Source organism: Pseudomonas sp. 9AZ (assembly GCF_902506525.1).
Classification (GTDB): domain Bacteria; phylum Pseudomonadota; class Gammaproteobacteria; order Pseudomonadales; family Pseudomonadaceae; genus Aquipseudomonas; species Aquipseudomonas peli.
This window is the reverse complement of the sequence record NZ_LR733840.1, coordinates 3172372-3191077: the sequence shown is the minus strand read 5'-3', so window position 1 is coordinate 3191077 and position 18706 is coordinate 3172372. Positions and strand designations below refer to the sequence as shown.

The window sequence follows — 18706 nt, the reverse complement described above, 5'->3', positions numbered from 1 at the left end:
TGCCGCTTTCGCCTGAGTGATTCAGGCGTTAGTCTGCGCAGCGTATCCCCCGCTGTGGTCGCCGCATGTACCGTCTTGATCTGAAAATCCGCCTGCATAACGGTTCTGATATTGCCATTGGCCCCGGCAAGGCCGAGCTGTTGGCTGCCATCGCCCAGCACGGTTCGATCAGCGCCGCCGCGCGCGCCATGGGCATGTCCTATCGGCGCGCCTGGTTGTTGGTGGAAACCATGAACCGCAGTTTCAAACAGCCGCTGGTCAGCACCCTGGCCGGCGGCAAGCAGGGTGGTGGCACCCAGCTCACCGCCACCGGTGAGCTGATCCTGCAGCGCTACCGCGCCCTCTGCGCCGCCGCCCTGGCAGCGGTGCAGAGTGGTTGCGACGAGCTGGCCGAACTGCTGGCCGAGCCGCCCACTAACAGCGACCTATAACTCAATCCGCAAGCGATGCGCCGCGCCATCCAAGGCGACTTTTAATGGCCCTTGCGGGCAAGTGATGGGCTGGTCGTCCAGCCAAGCTTGGCGAATGCCCTGGCTGCGTTGCGCCGGGTTGCTCAGCTCAATCTGGTAGTGGCTGCCAGCCAGGGCGATACGTGCGCTAAAGCCCGGCCAGTCGGGAGGGATGCAGGGGTTGAGCAACAGCCAGTCACCCTCGCGGCGAATGCCGAGAATTCCTTCTACGCCGGCGCGGTGCATCCAGCCGGCTGCGCCTGTGTACCAGGTCCAACCGCCGCGCCCATTGTGCGGCGCCACTGCGTACACATCGGCGGCCAGTACATAAGGCTCGACCTTGTAGCGCTGGCAGGCCTCAGGGCTGTTGCCGTGGTTGATCGGGTTGACCAGATCAAACAGGTCGAACGCCTGCTTGGCCGAGCCGAGCTGGCAGTACGCCAGAATCGCCCACATCGCCGCATGGCTGTATTGCCCGCCGTTCTCCCGCAAGCCCGGCGGATAACCTTTGATATAGCCGGGCTCCAGCGGGGTTTTGTCGAACGGCGGGGTGAACAGCAGGGCAATGCCGTCGTCCTCGCAGATCAGCTGGCGTTGCATGGCAGCCATGGCCATGTTCGCCCGCAGCGGATCAGCGCTGGCGGACAGCACCGCCCAGGACTGGGCAATCGAGTCGATCCGGCATTCGCTGCTTTGCACCGAGCCGAGCCAGGTGCCGTCATCGAAGGTCGCGCGGCGGTACCACTGGCCATCCCAAGCATAGGTTTCCAGCGCCAGGCGCAGCTGCTCAGCATGCGCGCGCCAGCGTGCTACGCGGGCGCTGTCATACGCCTCGGCGTAGGGGGTGAACAGCGCAATGGTGCGCAGTAGTAACCAGCCGAGCCAGACACTTTCGCCCTTGCCGTGCTCGCCGACGCGGTTCATGCCGTCGTTCCAGTCGCCGCCGCCAATCAGTGGCAGACCCAGTTCGCCGGTCAGTTGCAGGCACTGGTCGAGGCCGCGGGCGCAGTGCTCGAACAGCGAAGCCGGCGCATCGGCCTGCATCGGCTGGAAGAACGCATCATGTTCGCCAGCGGTCAGCAGTGGGCCTTCGAGAAAGTCCAACTGCTCATCGAGAATTGCCGCATCGCCGCTGCACTGGATGTACTGCGCAGTGGCGTAGGCCAGCCACACCCGGTCATCGGAGATGCGCGTGCGCACGCCCTGGCCGGAATGCGGCAGCCACCAGTGCTGCACATCGCCTTCGATAAACTGGCGGCTGGCGGCGCGCAGGATATGCCCGCGGGTGATCGATGGGCTGGCAAAGGTCAGCGCCATACCGTCTTGCAACTGGTCACGGAAGCCGTAGGCGCCGCTGGCCTGATAGAACGCCGAGCGCGCCCAAACGCGGCAGGCCAGGGTCTGATAGAGCAGCCAGCCGTTGAGCATGATGTCCATGGCGCGGCTTGGCGTCTGCACCTGTACCGCGCCGAGTACGCGCTGCCAGTGCGCTTGCACCTTGAGTAGCACGGCGTCCAGATCGGCCTCGCGGTATTGCGCAATCAACGCGCTGGCCTGCTGCTCGCTGGCGCATTGGCCCAGCAGCCAGAGCACTTCCACGCTTTCCCCGGGTTGCAGTTCCAGCTGACATTGCAGCGCGGTGCAGGGATCGAGCCCCGCACCCAGGCTGCCGCTCAGTGGGGCAAGGCGGGCGAGGGCGGCGGGTTGCGTGAGGTTGCCGTTACGCCCGATAAACTCGCTGCGATCCGCCGTCCAGCTGCTTTGCCGGCCGCCCAGGTCGCTGAATGCGCTGCGCCCGGTAAAGGCGATGCTCCACGGGTTGCGGACCAGAACGGCACCGGTGGCGCTGTCCTGCTGACTGACGATAAACGGCGCGCTGGCTGCCCGCGTGCTGCCCAGCACCCATTCGGCATAGGCGGTCACGCTGAGGCGGCGTGGCCGGCCGGAGAGGTTGCGCAGGGTCAATCGGGAGATTTTGATCGGGTCGTCCAGCGGTACGAACTGCAGCAGCTCCATGGCAATGCCGCTGGCCTGATGGCTGAAGCGGCTGTAACCAAAGCCATGCCGCGCTTCATAGTGGCCGCTGTCGCGCAGCGGTTGGGCGGTGGGGCTGAATAGCGCCAGGCTGTCCTCGTCACGGATATACAGGGCTTCGCCTGGCGGGTCGCTGACGGGGTCGTTGGACCAGGGCGTGAGCTGGTTTTCCCGGCTGTTGTCGGCCCAGGTGTAGCCGCTGCCTTCGGCCGAGACCTGAAAGCCGAACTGCGGATTGGCGATCACGTTGATCCACGGTGCCGGGGTGTTGCTCCAGGCGTCCAGGCGTACCACGTACTCGCGGCCATCCAGATCGAAGCCACCCAGGCCATTGGCACATTCCAGCGGGCTTGGCGGCGCTGCGTGGAATACCGGCAGGGGTTGCGCGCTGTGGTTGCTGGCGCTTGCCGGGACGGGGCTGGGGCAGGCCGGGATACGTGCCAGTTGTTCGGCAATGGGTCCGCGATGCGCCACCAGCAGCACCCTGGCGACGGCCTGCAGGCGTTCGCGGTATTCACCGCTGAGCAGGTCAGCTCGCAGCACGAATACCGCGCCCTGTGCCAGTTCGGCGGTAAAGCGTGGGCGTGATTGGCTGCTGCGCACGGCAGTTTCAATGGCCACCTGCAGGTCCTGCAGGTAGGAGGAGGCATGCTCGTTGACGATCACCAGGTCCACGGCCAAGCGCTTCATCCGCCAGTATTCGTGGGCGCGCAGCAGTTGCCGCACCTGGGCAATGTCTTCGGCGTCACTGATGCGCAGCAGAACGATCGGCAGATCGCCGGAAATCCCTTGGGACCACAGCCCGGACTGGCTGCCGAGGCCGCGCAGCAGGCTGGCCGGCGGTGCGCGAAAACGTGAGTCGGCATACAGGATCGGTGCCGCCAGGCGTTGAAAGTCGGCGGCTTCGGCGGCGAGCATGTCGAGGTGGCGCAATTGCACCTGGACCTGGGTCCAGGCCAGGGTTTTCGCGCGCTCGAAGGCGCTGCGGTCGTGGTGCTTGTCGATCAAATCAAGCAGCGCCTCACGGGTAGGCGCCACCACCGTCCAGAACGCTACACGGGCAATCTTGCCGGGCTCGATCAGCAGACGCTGGCGCAGCGAGAAGATCGGGTCCAGCACCGTGCCGACGGTATTCGATAGGCGCTGGCCCTGGCGGATTACCGCGGCGGCATGCAGCGCACAACTGCGTCCGAGAAACTTCGCGCGGTCGGACTCGTACTGCGGCTCGGCACTCACTTCACCTTCAATCACGGCAAAGTGCGCGGCCCACAGCGACGGTTCGCTGGCACTGCGCGGCCGGCGTGTGGCAATCAACGCACCGAAGGCTGGCAGGTACTCGGTGACCACAAACAGCTTGGAGAACGCTGGGTGGGCGTTGTCGCTGGCGGCGCTGGCCAGTACCAGTTCGGCGTAGGAGGTCAGTTCGATTTCCCGCGCCACGCGGCCGCTGTTGGTCAGCGAGACGCGGCGTACCTCACCGTCGTCCTCGCCGGAGACCAACACTTCTAAGCTGGTGGTGAGGTTGCCGTCGTGGCGGCTGTAGCTGGCGTAGTCCTCGGCGAACACCACTTCGTCATAAGGGTTGCCGCTGCTCGGCTGCGCGCCCAGGGACCAGTGCGTGCCGTTGCGGGTGTCCCAGAGGAAGATGAATGAGCCGTGCTGGTCGCGGGTGCTGTCTTCCTGCCAGCGGGTGACGGCGATGTCGCGCCAGCGGCTGTAACCGGCGCCACTGGTGGTGAGCATCACGCTGTAACGGCCGTTGCTGAGCAGGTGGGTGACCGGCGGGTTGCCGTTGAAGTGGTTCAAGCGGCGTTCGTTGTGCAGCGTGCAGTCGGCTTCTGCGGCGCAGGCGCTGACCTCTTCGGCGCGCGGGTGGGCGACGGCGACATTGCGCGGCATGCGTTCCTGCAACAGCAGCTCGCAGGCCTGGATCATGGGTTCACGGTGAAAGCGCGCACGCATCTGGCCGTCATGCAGGGTGTTGGCAATGGCGACGATGCTCATGCCCTGGTGGTGGGCCATAAAGTTGCGCACGATGGCGAAGGGCTGCTCATCCGGCAGGCGGGTGCGGGTGAAATCCAGCGCTTCATAGAAACCATAACGGCCCAGGGCGCCCATCTCATTCAGGCGGCGGTAGTTAGCCAGGGCGCCTTGCGGGTCGACCATGGTGGCCAGGCCGGTGGCGTAGGGGGCAATCACCCGGTTGGCGGACAAGCCGCGCTTGAGGCCCAGGCCCGGTACGCCGAAGTTGGAATACTGGTAGGTCTGCTCCATGTCGCGGGCGTTGTAGGCCGATTCGGAAATCCCCCAGGGGATGCCCAAATCATTGCCATAGGCGGCCTGGCGCGCGACTACTAGGCGGTTGGTCTGCTCCAGCAGGCTGCCGGCTGGAGCGCGCATCACCAACGAGGGCATCAGGTATTCGAACATCGAGCCGGACCAGGAAATCAGCGCCGAGCCGCTGCCCAGTGGCGTGGCGGTGCGGCCCAGGCGGAACCAGTGACGGGTGCTGACATCGCCCTTGGCGATGGCGAACAGGCTGGCCAGGCGCGCTTCCGAGGCGAGCAGGTCGTAGCAGCTGCTGTCCAGGCTGTTGTCAGCCAGGCAGAAGCCGATCGACAGCAGTTTGCGCTCCGGCTCCAGCAGGAAGGCAAAATCCATGGCCAGGGCCATGCCGCGTGACTGTTCGGCGGTGCTGCGTAGATCGGCATGCAGCTGCATGTGTTGACTGTCGGTCAGTTGCGCATCCTGCAGCTGGTCGCCGATGGCCTGGGCGAGGGCCTGCAGCCAGAACAGCAGGTCATTGGCCTGGCCAGCGTCGTCGAGCTGGGCGATGCCGTTGGCCAGCTGGGCGGCCTTGTCGCTCAGGCGTAGCAGGGTTGGCAGCAGGCTGGGCAGCAGCTGATTGCCATGCAATCCAGCCTTGATCTGTTGCAGCAATTCATCCAGCTGCCTGCCGCGTTCGCTGGCGGCAGCGGGCAGGGCGGCCAGGGTGGCGCATGCCAGCTGCAGATTGTCGTGCAGGCCCAGGCGGGCATCCGCGCTGACCGGCGCCTTGAGCCATTCTTCGCAGGCATTGGCCACCACCAGCAGGTGGCCGGCCAGGTTGCCGCTGTCCACTGATGACACATAGGCCGGCGCCAACGGGCGCAAATCCTCGGTGTCGTACCAGTTGAAGAAGTGCCCGCGATGGCGCTGCAACTGCGCCATGACTGCCAGCGTGGCTTGCAGGCGGGTGACGGTGCGCTCGGTGCCGGCCCAGCCGAAATCACGGGCGGCGATGGCGGAGAGCAGGTACAGGCCCATATTGGTGGGTGAGGTGCGGTGGGCAATAACCGGCTTGGGATCTTCCTGAAAGTTATCCGGTGGCAGCTGGTTGTCGGCTGGGGTGACGAAGGTTTCGAAGAAGCGCCAGGTACGCCGGGCAATCAGGCGTAGCTCGTTGCGTTGCGTCGGGTCGATCAGCAGGCGTTTGGCCATGCGTGGCGAACGACTGACCAGCATGGCAATTGCCGGTGCGCTGAGCCAGAGCAATGCGAAGGGCAGTACCAGCGGCCAGATGGTCGGTGACCAGAACAGGGCCAGAGCGCACAGCAGCAGGCCGAGCGTGGTGCCGCCGGCCATGCCGCAGTAGAAACCCAGCAGTTTCAAGCGTGGGCTGATCGCCGCCTGCGCGGCGGTGGTCCATTCCAGCAGGTTACGCCGGGTGATCAGCAGGCGCGTCAGGGTACGGCTGATCGCATCGAGCATGCGCCAGCTCTGGTCGGCGAGGAATGTCAGGTTCAGCGCGCTTTGCAGCATGGCCAACAGCAGGTCATCACGCAGCTTGCCGAGGTGGCTGCGCCAGCGGATACCGGCACGTGCCGGCAGCAGGCCGAAGCACAGGGGCAGCAAGGCGGGGATCAGCAGGCTGGCAATCAGTAACAGGCTGGCGCTCAGCGCTGCCGGCAACGGCAGCAACCAGCTCAGGCCCAGCGCCGCCAGGGTGACCGGGGCCAGCAGGGAGCGGCGCAGGTTGTCGAGCATCTTCCAGCGGCCGATGCTCGGCAGCGCCGGTTTGCCGTGTAGCGGCCCGAAAATCCATGGCAGCAGCTGCCAGTCGCCCCGCGTCCAGCGGTGCTGACGCTTGCTGGCGACGTCGTAGCGTGAGGGGAATTCCTCGACCACTTCCACATCCGAAGCCAGGCCTGCGCGGGCGAAGACGCCTTCAAACAGGTCATGGCTGAGCAGGCTGTTTTCCCTGACCCGGCCGGCCAGCGCGGCCTCGAAGGCGTCGATGTCGTAGATGCCCTTGCCGGTAAAGGAGCCTTCGCCGAACAGGTCCTGATATACATCGGACACGGCTGCAGCGTAGGGGTCCATGCCGCCGGGACTGGAAAACACCTTCTGGTACAGCGAGCCTTCGCGCTGCAACGGCAGTGATGGGGTCACCCGGGGTTGCAGGATCGCGTAGCCGCCGACCACCCGTTGTAGCTCGGTGTTGAAACGCGGTTGGTTCAGTGGGTGGGCCATCTTGCCGATCAGACGCAGCGCTGCATCGCGGGGCAGGCGGGTGTCGGCGTCCAGGGTGATGACGTAGCGCACCGCGTCCGGCACGCGCTGGCTTAGCCCAGGCACCGGGGTAAAGCTGGTGTCATTGGCACCGCGCAGCAAGCGATTGAGTTCATGCAGCTTGCCGCGCTTGCGTTCCCAGCCCATCCAGACGTTTTCACTGGGGTTGAACTGCCGCCGGCGGTGCAACAGGAGAAAGCGACTGCCGGCGATACCAGGCCCGTAGCGCTGGTTGAGCTGGTCGATGGCGGCGCTGGCCAGTTGCAGCAGGGCGTCGTTGCTGGCCAGGTGCTCCTGGTCGGCATCCAGGCCATCGGTGAGCAGGGCGAAGGTCAGGTCGCCGCCATGCCCGGCCAGGTGATGCACTTCCAGGCGCTCGATCTGCTCCAGCAGATCAGCCTCGCTGCCGAGCAGGGTCGGTACGGCAATCAGCGTGCGCAGGCTGCTGGGCACCCCTTCGCTCAGCTCCAGGCCCGGCAGGCCCATGGCGCCAAAGCTGGAACTGACCGCGCGATTGACCAGCGCGGTGGCCACTTCAGTGGCCGGCAGAAAGCCCAGCACACCCAGCGCCAGCAGCCAGCCGGCAGTCACGCCCTGGCTAGCCAGGCTGTACAGCGCCAGACCCAGTAGCAGGCTGGCCAGGCCAACGATGGCGCCGACGTAGCCGGGCATGCCGAGGTGGATATGGCCACGGCTGATGCGCAGGCGCAGCGGCGGACGAAAATCGATGCGCTGCTCCAGCGCCAGGCGGCCTTCGGCGATCAGGTGGTAGCCGGGGTCGCTTGTGCGCGGATCTGCGTTCTGGGTTGCACTGGCCTGCTGTGTAGCCAGCAGCGCTTGTTCGGCAACTTCCAGTTCGCTGCAGCGACTGCCACGGGCCAGTTGCTCAATGGCGCTGCGGTACTGGTTGCGGGTGGCAAAATCCATCGCGGCAAAATCGCTGCGTGCGCCCAGGCGGGCATCCACCAGGCTGACGTTCTCGAACAGCTGCGCCCAGTCGATGGAGGAAATCAGGCGCATGCTGTTGATGATGTTGCGTACCGTAAGGTTGGACGCGCCCTGGCGCTGCTGCGCATGCTGCACCACTTCATCGATGCTGCTGCCCTGCGCGCCGAGGCGCTCTTCCAACCAGCCCAGTGCCGGGGTGGTGAGCGGGTCATGGTCACGCAGGCGCTTGGCCAGTTGTGCGGCAAACGGCTCGCTTAACGCGGTGCGGGCACGCTCGTGCAGTTCCCTGTCGAGCGCCGCGTGCGGGGCGTCTTTACCCAGCAGGCGGCTGGCCAGGGCGTCGGCGTCGGCCCGTGCGCTGCGCCCGGCGGTCATCTGATCGGCGAGGCGGCGCAGGTTTTCGATCAGCACGATGCGCAGGGTAATCGCCACGGCCCACAGCTCGCCGATGGTCAGCGGTTGCACCTGCTGATAGGCGACGATAAAGCGCTGCAGGATGTCCGGGTCGAAGTGGCTGTCGGTGTGGGCGATAAACGCCCAGGCCATGCCCAGTACCCGTGGATAACCGGCAAAGGGACCGCTGGCGAGTTTCGGCAGTTGGCGGTAATAGCCAGGCGGCAGGTCATCGCGGATCTCGCGAATCTGCTCTTCGACCAGGTGATAGTTGTCCAGCAGCCACTCGGCTGCCGGTACCACGCCACGGCCGTTGGCCAGTTCCGCAGCACTGGCGCGGTAGGCCGCAAGCAATACCTTGGCGTTATCGTTCAGCCGGCGATGCAAGGACAGCACGGCGGGCGGCTTGCTGCTGATCGGTTGGGCAGCGGCCAGGGTGTAGGCGTGTTGTTCGAGGCGTTCGATGCCGAACAGCTCTTCGCGTACCGGGGCGTGATCAAGCCATGGCGAGGGTGCAGCGGCATGGCTGAATAGAGCAGAAAAGACTGAGGTCATAGGGCGCGGTTCCAGCCATCATTGGCATGCGCGATGGGCGTCGAGGTGCGAGACCCATCTGAGAAACCGCGACAGCGGACCTACGAAGTCACGATTGCCGTGCCCCTGTTGCTTCGCCGTGCTGATTTTGCATATTGGCCGCAGACGCTGGTGTGTCCGGTCAACACCCAAGACCCGGGTACCGCGATGGCGAAGTAAACCTGCACCATCGGGAAGAATGCTGTCGCAGCATTGTCGTCACCCTACAGCACGCTGCTGGCTGGCGTCTGTTCGCTAGCGGACATAGGCACAAATGTGTCGACGTTTAGCGAAGTTGGGCTTCGGCGAGGGTCAGGCTGCGCGGAATAAGCGATGCATCCCAGTGCTGGCTGGCCCAGCGCAGCAGTTCGGCAGGCTGACCATGGGGGGCGCCGTCCGGCAACGGTTGGCCAAGCGCACGCAGGGCGCGAATCAGCAGTGGAGTGGCCTGATCGGCCGGTAGCGGTGGCGAGCGGTAGGATTTGCCGAGCTTGTGGCCATCGGGCTGGATGATCAGCGGCACATGCAGATAACGCGGCTGCGATAGGCCAAGCAGCTCCTGCAGGTACAGCTGGCGCGGGGTGGAGTCGAGCAGGTCTGCACCGCGCACTATATCTGTGATGCCCTGCCAGGCATCGTCGAGCACCACGGCCAGTTGGTAGGCATACAGGCCATCGCGGCGGCGAATCACAAAGTCACCGACCTCGCGGCCCAAGTGCTGGCGGTAGTCGCCTTGTACGCGGTCGACAAAGTGGTAGCTCAGCTCCGGCACGCGCAGGCGAATCGCCGCATCGGCAAAGCCGTGGCCGGCATTGCGGCAAGTGCCAGGGTAGATGCCCTGAGTGCCTTCCAGTTGCTTGCGTGAGCAGGTGCAGGCGTAGGCCAGGCCCTGGCTGAGCAGACGTTCGACCAGTGCAGCGTACTCGCCGTGACGATTACTCTGGCGCACCAGTTCGCCATCCCATTCGAAGCCATAGCTTTCCAGAGTGCTGAGAATGCCTTCTTGGGCGCCGGCGACTTCGCGTGGCGGGTCGAGGTCTTCCATACGCAGCAGCCAGCGGCCATTTACCGCGCGCGCGTCTAGATAGGACGCAAGGGCTGCGACCAGTGAGCCGAAGTGCAGGTAACCGCTCGGGGTGGGGGCGAAGCGGCCGATATAAGCAGGTGTGTTCATGTCTGGCACACACAGGGAGGCAGAAACAACAGAGGGTGCCGAAGCACCCTCTGGGTCAGATCAGGAACCGATCTGTTTTTCTTTGATTTCCGCCAGGGTTTTGCAATCGATGCAAAGGGTGGCGGTGGGGCGTGCTTCCAGTCGGCGGATGCCGATTTCTACGCCGCAGGAATCGCACCAACCGTAGTCGTTGTCTTCGATGAGTTGCAGGGTTTCGTCGATCTTCTTGATCAGCTTGCGCTCGCGATCACGGGCACGCAGTTCCAGGCTGAATTCTTCTTCCTGGCTGGCGCGGTCCGCTGGATCGGGGAAGTTGGCTGCTTCGTCCTGCATGTGGTGCACAGTACGATCAACTTCCTGCATCAATTCCAGCTTCCACTTGTTGAGGATGCCGGTGAAGTGGGCGCGCATCGGCTCACCCATGTATTCCTCGCCCTTTGTTTCTTTATAGGGCTCAAAACCACGAGTCAGTTGGCTGCTTTTTGCTTTTGCTTTGGTGGGCATGGATGACCGCCTCTCACTCTCTCTAATCCACTGCGCAGGACGGTGTCCCTTGCCGATCCTACGTCGCGTAGAACTGGCCCTGCGGCTGCAAGCGGGCGAACTTACCAGAACAACTCAGCCTGCGCCACTCCCGGTTGTCGAAGCTGCGTTGGGTATGCTTTAGAATCCGCGGCTTAATCCAGACCAAGGCAGTCCCATGGCTCAGTCCTACAGTGCGCGCAGCCGCGCCATAGAACCTTTTCACGTGATGGCGCTGCTGGCCCGTGCCAATCAGCTGCAGGCCGACGGCCATGATGTGATCCACCTGGAAATCGGTGAGCCGGATTTCACCACCGCCGCGCCGATTGTTGCCGCCGGGCAGGCGGCGCTGGCCGATGGGCACACCCGTTACACCGCCGCGCGCGGCCTGCCGGCCCTGCGCGAGGCAATTTCCAGTTTCTATGGCCAGCGTTACGGTCTGGATATCGATCCGCAGCGCATTCTGATCACCCCGGGCGGCTCGGGCGCCTTGCTGCTGGCCACCAGCCTGCTGGTCGACCCCGGCAAGCACTGGCTGCTGGCTGACCCCGGCTACCCCTGCAACCGCCATTTTCTGCGCCTGGTCGAAGGTGCGGCGCAGCTGGTTCCGGTTGGCCCTGATGTGCGTTATCAGCTAACGCCCGACCTGATCGAGCGTTATTGGGATCAAGATAGCGTCGGCGCGTTGGTGGCTTCCCCAGCTAACCCGACCGGTACTTTGCTCAGTCGCGCCGAGCTGGGCGGGCTGTCTCAGGCGTTGAAAGCGCGCGGCGGGCATCTGGTGGTGGATGAGATCTACCACGGTCTGACCTACGGTGTAGACGCTGCCAGCGTGCTGGAAGTGGACGACGAGGCCTTTGTGCTGAACAGTTTTTCCAAGTATTTCGGCATGACTGGCTGGCGCCTCGGCTGGCTGGTGGCGCCACCGGCCGCCGTGCCGGAACTGGAGAAGCTGGCGCAGAACCTCTATATCAGTGCGCCGAGCATGGCTCAGCATGCTGCCTTGGCGTGTTTCCAGCCGCAGACCCTGGAGATCCTCGAGCAACGCCGTCACGCGTTTCAGCTCCGCCGCGATTTCCTCCTGCCAGCGTTGCGTGAACTGGGCTTCAAGATCGCTGTGGAGCCGGAAGGCGCCTTCTATTTATATGCCGACATCAGTGCCTTCGGCGGTGATGCTTTTGCCTTCTGCCAGCACTTTCTGGAAACCGAGCATGTGGCCTTTACCCCTGGCCTGGATTTCGGCCGCTACCAGGCCGCGCAGCATGTGCGTTTTGCCTACACCCAGGATTTGCCGCGTCTGCAGCAGGCGGTGGATCGCATCAAACGTGGTTTGAACAGCTGGAAGCCCCATGCAGTTTGATCCGCCACTGGAAGAAGGGCGCCTGCTGCGTCGCTACAAGCGCTTTCTCGCTGATATCGAGACCGCCAGCGGTGAGCTGCTGACTATCCACTGCGCCAATACTGGCTCGATGCTCAACTGCATGAGTGAGGGCGCGCGTATCTGGTTCAGTCGCAGCAACGACCCCAAACGCAAGCTGCCGGGCACCTGGGAGATTGGTGAAACGCCGCACGGCCGTCTGGCGGTGATCAACACCGGGCGCGCTAATGCCCTGGTGGAAGAGGCCTTGCGTGCCGGGCTGATCGCCGAGCTGAACGGCTTTACCAGCCTCAAGCGCGAAGTGCCTTACGGTCAGGAACGCAGCCGTATCGACTTTCGTCTGGACTACCCGACAGGTGCGGCGTTCGTCGAAGTTAAGAGCGTCACCCTGGGGTTCGCCGACAGCCGCGTCGCCGCCTTTCCCGATGCGCGCACCGAGCGTGGCAGCAAACACCTGCGTGAATTGGCGGCACTGGCCCGTGAGGGCATTCGCGCGGTGCAGCTGTATTGCGTGAACCTAACGGACATTGATGCGGTGCGCCCGGCCGAGGAAGTCGACCCGGCCTACGCCGCTGCCTTGCGTGAGGCGGTGAGCGCCGGTGTGGAAGTGCTGGCTTACGGCGCGGCGATCAGCGCGCAGGGTGTGCAGCTGATCAAGCGTCTGGATGTGCGGTTGTAGGAACGGGGCTTTCCGTTCCTCTTTAATGCTGCGTTCTGCCGGCCGGTAACGCTTGCACAGGTTGCATGGCGCTGCGCAGATGCTGCTCGAACAGCTCGACAATCGCCGGCCAGCCCTGGCGTGAGGCATGCAGTCGCGCATTCAGGCGCACTCGGCGCAGGCCCTCGTGGTCGGTCAGCAGCCAGCTGGCGGCGTCGATAAAGCCTTGTTCGTCCTCAGCCACCGCAAGCGCGCCGTTGTGGCCGTGGCGGATATGTTGCGCGGCCGCCGCTTGATCAAACGCCACCACGCCAAGTCCGGAGGCCAGGGCTTCGAGCACCACATTGCCGAAGGTTTCTGAGAGGCTGGGAAACACAAATAGATCGCCCGAGGCGTAATGCGCCGCCAGCTCTTCACCGCGCTGCAGGCCGCAGAACACCGCTTCGGGCAGTTGCTGCTGGAGGCTGGCGCGCTGCGGGCCATCCCCGACCAGAATCAGTTTCAGCCGCCGCTGCGGGTGCGCCTGTTGCAGCGCCTGAAAGCTCTTGCTGAGCAGGGCCAGGTTCTTTTCCGCCGCCAGGCGGCCGACATGCAGGATGGCGATGTCCTGTTCCGCCAGGCCCCAGCGCTCGCGCAAGGCCGCGCAGCGTTTGGCTGGGTGGAACAGCTGACTGTCGACGCCTCGCGAGAGCAGTTCCAGGTTGTCGAAGCCGCGCCGCTGCAGCTCAATCTGCTGGCTAACGCTGGGCACCAGGGTCATCTGCGAGCGGTTGTGGAACCAGCGCAGGTAATTGGTCAGCAGGCGGGTTAGCAGGCCGAAGCCGTAATGCCCAGTGTATTGCTGAAAATTGGTGTGAAAACCGCTGACTACTGGGATCTGCAGGCGCCGCGCCGCGCGCAGGGCGGACAACCCGAGCGGCCCTTCGGTGGCGATATACAGCACATCCGGGCGCTGCCGCTGCCAGCTGCGCAGCAGCTTGTGCAGCGACGACTGACCCCACTGCAAACCGGGGTAACCGGGCAGCGGCCAGCCACGGGTCAGCAGCAGATCCGGGTCGGCCGCACCGCGCGGGTCGACGTTCTGCCGCGGACGCACCAGTTGCACACGATGGCCACGGCCACGCAAGCCGTCGACCAGGCGCCCGAGGGTATTGGCCACGCCATTTATTTCCGGCGGGAAGGTTTCGCTGATCAGTGCGATATGCAGGGAAGCTGTGCTCATGGCAGCAGTGTCCGCTGTCGCTATGTAATGACTGTGACGCTTTGGTTGCGTTTGTATTTCAGACGAGCAGTTCGATCAGCTGTTGGCGCAGCCAGGCGTGCGCCGGGTCGAGGTGCTGCTGCTGATGCCAGATCAGGCTGACCTGCACCGGCGGCATATCGAAGGGCAGCGGCGCGATTTCCAGCGCATGCATCGGGGCGAAAGCCTCGGCCAGACGCGCGGGCACGGTGCCGAGCAGATCGGTCTGGGCGACGATGGCTGGGATCGGCAGGTAGTTGGGCAAATGCAACGCCGCCTGCCGCCGCACCCTGGCCGAGCCGAGGACGATCTCCAGCGGCGAGCCACGTCCGGCGCGCGGCGTGACCGTGATATGCCGTGCCTGCTGGTAATCCTCCAGGCTCAGCCCGCCGATAAAGGCCGTGTGTCCGGCGCGGCCGATGGCCACCAGCGGTTCTTCGCGCAGCGGCGCGTAGTGCAGGTCAGGCGAATCGAAGTGCAGGTAGTCGATGGCCAGGTCCAGTGCGCCACTTTCCAGACGTTGTACCAGGCTGTCGGCATCATCGGCTTGCACCAGCAGTTCGACCTGCGCGGCGTGGCGCGCCAGGTGTGCCTGCAACATGGGCAGCAGTGCGGCTTGCGCGTAGTCATTCAGCGACAGGCTGAAGGCGTGCGGGGTTTGCGGGTCAAACGGCTCGGCCGGGCCCAGGCCGGTCTGCAGCAGGCGCAAAGCCTGACGTACCGGCAGATACAACGCCTGGGCGCGGGCGGTGGGCGTTAGGCCCCGGGCCGTGCGCAGAAACAGCTCTTCGCCGAGTTGCTGACGCAGGCGGGAGAGGGCGTTGCTCACCGTCGACTGGCTCAAGTGCAAGCGTTCGGCGGCGCGGGTCAGGTTGCCTTCCTGCATCAGGGCATCGAAAACCAGCAGCAGGTTGAGGTCGAGCTGACGCAAATTCGTTATCAAGAATAATGCTCTTTCTGAATATCCATTATCGGAATGATCTGGCCGCGCCTAGACTGCTGTCAATCTGCACAGGAGTTATGCCGTGGCCTATAACAATGACAATGCCCAGGCTTTCCGCACGCGTTATCGGGATGCCATCCACCCGCTGTACAACCCCTGGCTGCATGCCGCCTTTGTGCTGGCCTATGGCCTGACCTGCATCGTCCTGCTGTGGCGCACGCTGGACGCGGTGGCGCTTTGGCAATGGCTGCTGGTGCCGCTGAGCCTGGTGTTCTTCAGCTGGGGCGAGTACCAGGTGCACAAGCGCCTGGGGCACAACAAGACGCGCTTCGGCCAGCTGTTCTACAAGCGCCACACGGGCGATCACCACAGCTTTTTTGTCGAAGGTCAGATGCGCTACGAGACGCCGCGCGACTGGCGGGTGATCCTCTTTCCCGCTTGGTTGATCGTGCTTTACAGCCTGCCGCTGCTGGGCATTTGGTGGTTGCTGTCCCACATCGACGGCAACCTCGCCGCGCTGTTCGCTGGCAGCATGCTGCTGGGTTATATGAGCTACGAGGTGGTGCACGCCTGCGAGCATCTTCCGGCCGAGCATCCCGTCGCGCGGCTGCCGTGGATTCGCCAGATGCGCCGCCTGCATGCGTTGCACCATCGCCGTGAGCTGATGCATGCGCGCAACTTCGGCATCGTCCATCCGCTGATGGACTGGCTGTACGGCACCCTGCACTGGGAGCCGGAGCCGACGTATCAGCAGAACCGCCAGCAGCATCGCATTAGCCTCACCCGCCCAGCGGACGAGGTGCTGAGTTATGCCGCTGCGCCGGCGCATTGGCCCGAATGGCATCCATCCTCACTGCGCATCTATGGCCGGGTGGGGGCATTGCTCGCCGGTGAGGTATTTGAAGAAGACATTCATGCCGGTGGTCGCGCCGGGCATTTGCGCTGGGATGTGCTCGACTACCAGCCAGGATGCCGCTGGCAAGCCAGCGCTCGTGGTGATCACGGGCTGGCGTTGCTGCTGACCTACGAGTGCATAGAAGTGGAAGGCGGTTGCGAGTTCGTGCGTACCCTGGAATACGGCTTCGACGGCCTGCTGATGCGTTTGGCTAATCGCCTGCTTCTAAGCCGGCGCATTGAGCGCGAATCCCTGGCCTCCATGCAGGCGCTGCGCGCAGTACTTGAGCGCAGCCAGCCTGCAGGGTGATTACCTAGGAAGTGGAGGTGAGCGCCTGCTCCTGGCGTTCACGCACCCAGAACACCGTGGCGCCGGCCACCGCTGCCGGCATCATCAGGATATTCAGCCCCGGTACCAGCAGTGCGGCGTAGGTGATGCCGCCAAAACCCAGGCTCTGCCAGCGCTTCTCCCGCAGCCAGGCGAGCATGTCTTGCCAGCTCATCTTGTTGTTGTCTGCGGGGTAGTCGATGTACTGAATCGCCATCATCCACACGCCAAACAGCAACCACAGCGGCGCGGCGATCAGGTTGACCACCGGGATAAAGCTCAGGATCAGCAGACCAATGGCGCGGGGCAGAAAGTAGCCCAGCTTGCGCATCTCGCGGCTGAGGGTGCGTGGCACCATGGCAGTCAGTTCGGCCAGGCTGAAGGGCGGAAAATCATCCTGCCCGCGCACCACCACTTCGACCTTCTCCGCAAGAAAACCGTTAAACGGTGCGGCAATGATATTGGCCAGCAGGGTGAAGGTGAAAAACACCATCAGCAGTACCAGCACGACAAACAATGGCCACAGCACGTATTCAAGAAAGCTCAGCCAACTCGGCAGGCTGGGCATAAAGGTCTCGACCCAGCCACTGAACTGCTGCATGGAGACCACAATCAGCGCAGTAAACAGGATCAAGTTGATCGTCAGCGGCAGCAGCACAAACAGCCGCAGACCGGGGCTAAGGACCAGTTTCAGGCCTTCGCTGAGGTATTGCGGGCCGGTCAGCACGGGGGCGTGCATGGGAGGAGTCTCCAGGAAGTTGAAGTCGCGCCGACCTTACCGGCTTTGTGTGGCAGGTGAAAGCCTCTGCAACGGACGCTAACGATTGCCGGTGTGCGCTTATAGCGCTTGCCTATGCACAGTATTGGCAAAGCATATTTCCGCAGTGCGTCGGGCAGGCATAGGCTGCGCAGCATCCCTTTGTGGGGCTTTCGACCTTATTACCTTCCCCTAGGTCCTCGCGAAAGTCCCTTTTTATTGCTGCCGGCAATGCCGGGAGGAGCTGTTGATGTCTGCTGATCGTCATGCCCGCGTGATCATTCTGGGCTCCGGCCCTGCCGGCTACAGTGCGGCGGTTTATGCCGCGCGTGCGAATCTCAAGCCCTTGCTGATCACCGGCCTGCAGGCCGGCGGCCAGTTGACCACCACCACTGAGGTGGATAACTGGCCCGGTGATGTACATGGCTTGACGGGGCCGGCGCTGATGCAGCGCATGCAGGAGCATGCAGAGCGTTTCGAGACGGAAATCGTCTACGACCACATCAATGCCGTTGACCTGGCCGGTAAGCCGTTCACCCTGGTGGGTGATAGCGGCACCTACAGCTGTGATGCGTTGATCATCGCCACCGGAGCCAGCGCCCGTTATCTGGGCTTGCCCAGCGAAGAAAGCTTTATGGGTAAGGGCGTTTCGGCGTGTGCCACGTGCGATGGTTTCTTCTACCGCAACCGTGAGGTCGCGGTGGTCGGTGGCGGCAACACGGCGGTGGAAGAGGCGCTTTACCTGGCCAATATTGCCAGTAAGGTGACCCTGGTACACCGCCGGGAAACCTTCCGCGCCGAGAAAATCCTGCAGGACAAGCTGCAGGCGCGGGTCGCCGAAGGCAAGATCGTGCTCAAGCTGAATGCCGAGGTGGATGAAGTGCTCGGCGACAACATGGGCGTGACGGGTGTGCGGGTGAAGAACAACGATGGCAGCTTTGACGAGCTGAGTGTCGATGGCCTGTTCGTCGCCATTGGCCATACGCCGAACACCTCGCTATTCGAAGGCCAGCTGGCGCTCAAGGACGGTTATCTGGTGGTCAACGGTGGCCGCGAAGGCAATGCCACTGCTACCAGCATTTCTGGCGTGTTTGCTGCCGGCGATGTGGCTGACCACGTTTACCGCCAGGCCATCACCTCGGCCGGTGCCGGTTGCATGGCGGCGCTGGATGTGGAGCGTTATCTCGACGGTCAGTAAGTCTGAGAATGCAAAAAGCCTCGATTAAATCGAGGCTTTTTGTTGTCTGCGGTCTGCCTAGACCCAGGTGTTCAGCTTCAAATCCCGCGAACTCATGCGCAGAAACTGATCGCTGGCTTTGACCAGCAGGGCGTGTTCGTCGACGGTCAATTCGCTGCTCTTTTTACCCTGCGCTTCACTGCGGTAGAGGGTTCTTCCACCTTCTTCGCGCAGACGTTGGTAGCGCTGGCTGCGTGCTTCCACTTTGAGGGTCAGCAGGTCAACGTAGGCGACTTGCATCAGTTCACTCTGCCCGGTTTCCAGAGCACAACGCTGCAGGGCAGGGGTGTGGGTGAAGGGCGATTCGGAGAGCATCACCTGCTGGCATTCGCTGAGGTCCGGGCGTGGCTCACCGTTGTGGAACCAGTTGCCACGGATGTCACGCTTGAGGTTAAGGCTGCGTTGGCCGTGGTTGTCGACCTTCAGCCAAAGGCGGCGAAAGCGCCAGCGCGGGTCGCAGTTAATCACGTAGGTCGCGGCGATGCTGTGGCCTTGCAGGCTTTGCATCAGATGGCTGGTGGCGTTGATGCCGTGTTCATCGATGTTCAGGCGCAGGTTTTCCACGCCGGGGTTGTGCCATGGTTTCCATACCAAGGTCTGCTGCATTTACGCGACTCCAAGCCAGGT

General features: G+C 63.7%; 12 protein-coding genes. 5 read left to right on the top strand and 7 right to left on the bottom strand.

Features of this window, described 5'->3' with window-relative positions; translation table 11 throughout:
• Positions 1 to 65: 65 nt before the first annotated feature.
• The gene (locus tag ALTER154_RS14975) at positions 66 to 431 is read left to right on the top strand and encodes a winged helix-turn-helix domain-containing protein (protein WP_090251633.1); all 366 of its coding nucleotides are present in this window, start codon (positions 66 to 68) and stop codon (positions 429 to 431) included.
• Here the strand turns inward: ALTER154_RS14975 and ALTER154_RS14970 are convergent.
• The 3 genes from ALTER154_RS14970 to dksA all read right to left on the bottom strand — a co-directional run bounded on the left by ALTER154_RS14970 (position 426) and on the right by dksA (position 10626).
• The gene (locus ALTER154_RS14970) at positions 426 to 8930 is read right to left on the bottom strand and encodes a GH36-type glycosyl hydrolase domain-containing protein (RefSeq protein WP_160088205.1); all 8505 of its coding nucleotides are present in this window, start codon (positions 8928 to 8930) and stop codon (positions 426 to 428) included. The two genes, ALTER154_RS14975 and ALTER154_RS14970, sit on opposite strands and share 6 nt — an antisense overlap.
• A 304-nt stretch (positions 8931 to 9234) precedes the next feature.
• Positions 9235 to 10122, bottom strand: a complete 888-nt coding sequence (gluQRS, locus tag ALTER154_RS14965; RefSeq protein ID WP_160088203.1) for a tRNA glutamyl-Q(34) synthetase GluQRS — start codon at positions 10120 to 10122, stop codon at positions 9235 to 9237.
• 60 nt (positions 10123 to 10182) lie between these two features.
• Entirely contained in the window at positions 10183 to 10626 is a 444-nt protein-coding gene (gene dksA, locus ALTER154_RS14960; RefSeq protein WP_090251641.1) for an RNA polymerase-binding protein DksA, read from the bottom strand.
• Positions 10627 to 10822: 196 nt separating this feature from the next.
• Between dksA and ALTER154_RS14955 the strand changes: the two genes are divergently transcribed.
• Positions 10823 to 12004, top strand: coding sequence for a pyridoxal phosphate-dependent aminotransferase (locus ALTER154_RS14955; protein WP_160088201.1), 1182 nt, complete (start codon positions 10823 to 10825; stop codon positions 12002 to 12004).
• Entirely contained in the window at positions 11994 to 12701 is a 708-nt protein-coding gene (gene sfsA, locus ALTER154_RS14950) for a DNA/RNA nuclease SfsA (protein ID WP_160088199.1), read from the top strand. Before ALTER154_RS14955 ends, sfsA begins: the two co-directional genes overlap by 11 nt.
• 22 nt (positions 12702 to 12723) lie before the next feature.
• Here the strand turns inward: sfsA and ALTER154_RS14945 are convergent, their stop codons facing one another.
• Together ALTER154_RS14945 and ALTER154_RS14940 are read right to left on the bottom strand one after the other, a co-directional pair.
• Positions 12724 to 13902, bottom strand: coding sequence for a glycosyltransferase family 1 protein (locus ALTER154_RS14945; protein ID WP_178126344.1), 1179 nt, complete (start codon positions 13900 to 13902; stop codon positions 12724 to 12726).
• Between the two features lie 58 nt (positions 13903 to 13960).
• The gene (locus tag ALTER154_RS14940; RefSeq protein WP_160088197.1) at positions 13961 to 14863 is read right to left on the bottom strand and encodes a LysR family transcriptional regulator; all 903 of its coding nucleotides are present in this window, start codon (positions 14861 to 14863) and stop codon (positions 13961 to 13963) included.
• Between the two features lie 82 nt (positions 14864 to 14945).
• On the opposite strand from ALTER154_RS14940, the gene ALTER154_RS14935 reads away from it, so the two are divergent.
• Positions 14946 to 16067 (top strand): SRPBCC family protein, encoded by a 1122-nt coding sequence (locus ALTER154_RS14935; RefSeq protein WP_160088195.1) that lies wholly within the window; start codon positions 14946 to 14948, stop codon positions 16065 to 16067.
• A 4-nt stretch (positions 16068 to 16071) separates the two neighbouring features.
• Here the strand turns inward: ALTER154_RS14935 and cysZ are convergent, their stop codons facing one another.
• Entirely contained in the window at positions 16072 to 16824 is a 753-nt protein-coding gene (gene cysZ / locus ALTER154_RS14930; protein WP_090251656.1) for a sulfate transporter CysZ, read from the bottom strand.
• Between the two features lie 268 nt (positions 16825 to 17092).
• Between cysZ and trxB the strand changes: the two genes are divergently transcribed.
• Complete coding sequence (gene trxB, locus ALTER154_RS14925) at positions 17093 to 18040, top strand: thioredoxin-disulfide reductase (protein ID WP_160088193.1); 948 nt, start codon at positions 17093 to 17095, stop codon at positions 18038 to 18040.
• Positions 18041 to 18097: 57 nt separating this feature from the next.
• Here the strand turns inward: trxB and ALTER154_RS14920 are convergent, their stop codons facing one another.
• Complete coding sequence (locus ALTER154_RS14920; RefSeq protein ID WP_160088191.1) at positions 18098 to 18685, bottom strand: putative glycolipid-binding domain-containing protein; 588 nt, start codon at positions 18683 to 18685, stop codon at positions 18098 to 18100.
• Positions 18686 to 18706: the final 21 nt, after the last annotated feature.

What these genes read in the sequence shown, in the direction of transcription:
- ALTER154_RS14945 (WP_178126344.1), bottom strand. Translation starts at nt 13,902, where the DNA reads ATGAGCACAGCTTCCCTGCATATCGCACTGATCAGCGAAACCTTCCCG.
- dksA (WP_090251641.1), bottom strand. Translation starts at nt 10,626, where the DNA reads ATGCCCACCAAAGCAAAAGCAAAAAGCAGCCAACTGACTCGTGGTTTT.
- ALTER154_RS14975 (WP_090251633.1), top strand. Translation starts at nt 66, where the DNA reads ATGTACCGTCTTGATCTGAAAATCCGCCTGCATAACGGTTCTGATATT.
- ALTER154_RS14955 (WP_160088201.1), top strand. Translation starts at nt 10,823, where the DNA reads ATGGCTCAGTCCTACAGTGCGCGCAGCCGCGCCATAGAACCTTTTCAC.
- gluQRS (WP_160088203.1), bottom strand. Translation starts at nt 10,122, where the DNA reads ATGAACACACCTGCTTATATCGGCCGCTTCGCCCCCACCCCGAGCGGT.
- ALTER154_RS14970 (WP_160088205.1), bottom strand. Translation starts at nt 8,930, where the DNA reads ATGACCTCAGTCTTTTCTGCTCTATTCAGCCATGCCGCTGCACCCTCG.
- cysZ (WP_090251656.1), bottom strand. Translation starts at nt 16,824, where the DNA reads ATGCACGCCCCCGTGCTGACCGGCCCGCAATACCTCAGCGAAGGCCTG.
- sfsA (WP_160088199.1), top strand. Translation starts at nt 11,994, where the DNA reads ATGCAGTTTGATCCGCCACTGGAAGAAGGGCGCCTGCTGCGTCGCTAC.
- trxB (WP_160088193.1), top strand. Translation starts at nt 17,093, where the DNA reads ATGTCTGCTGATCGTCATGCCCGCGTGATCATTCTGGGCTCCGGCCCT.
- ALTER154_RS14920 (WP_160088191.1), bottom strand. Translation starts at nt 18,685, where the DNA reads ATGCAGCAGACCTTGGTATGGAAACCATGGCACAACCCCGGCGTGGAA.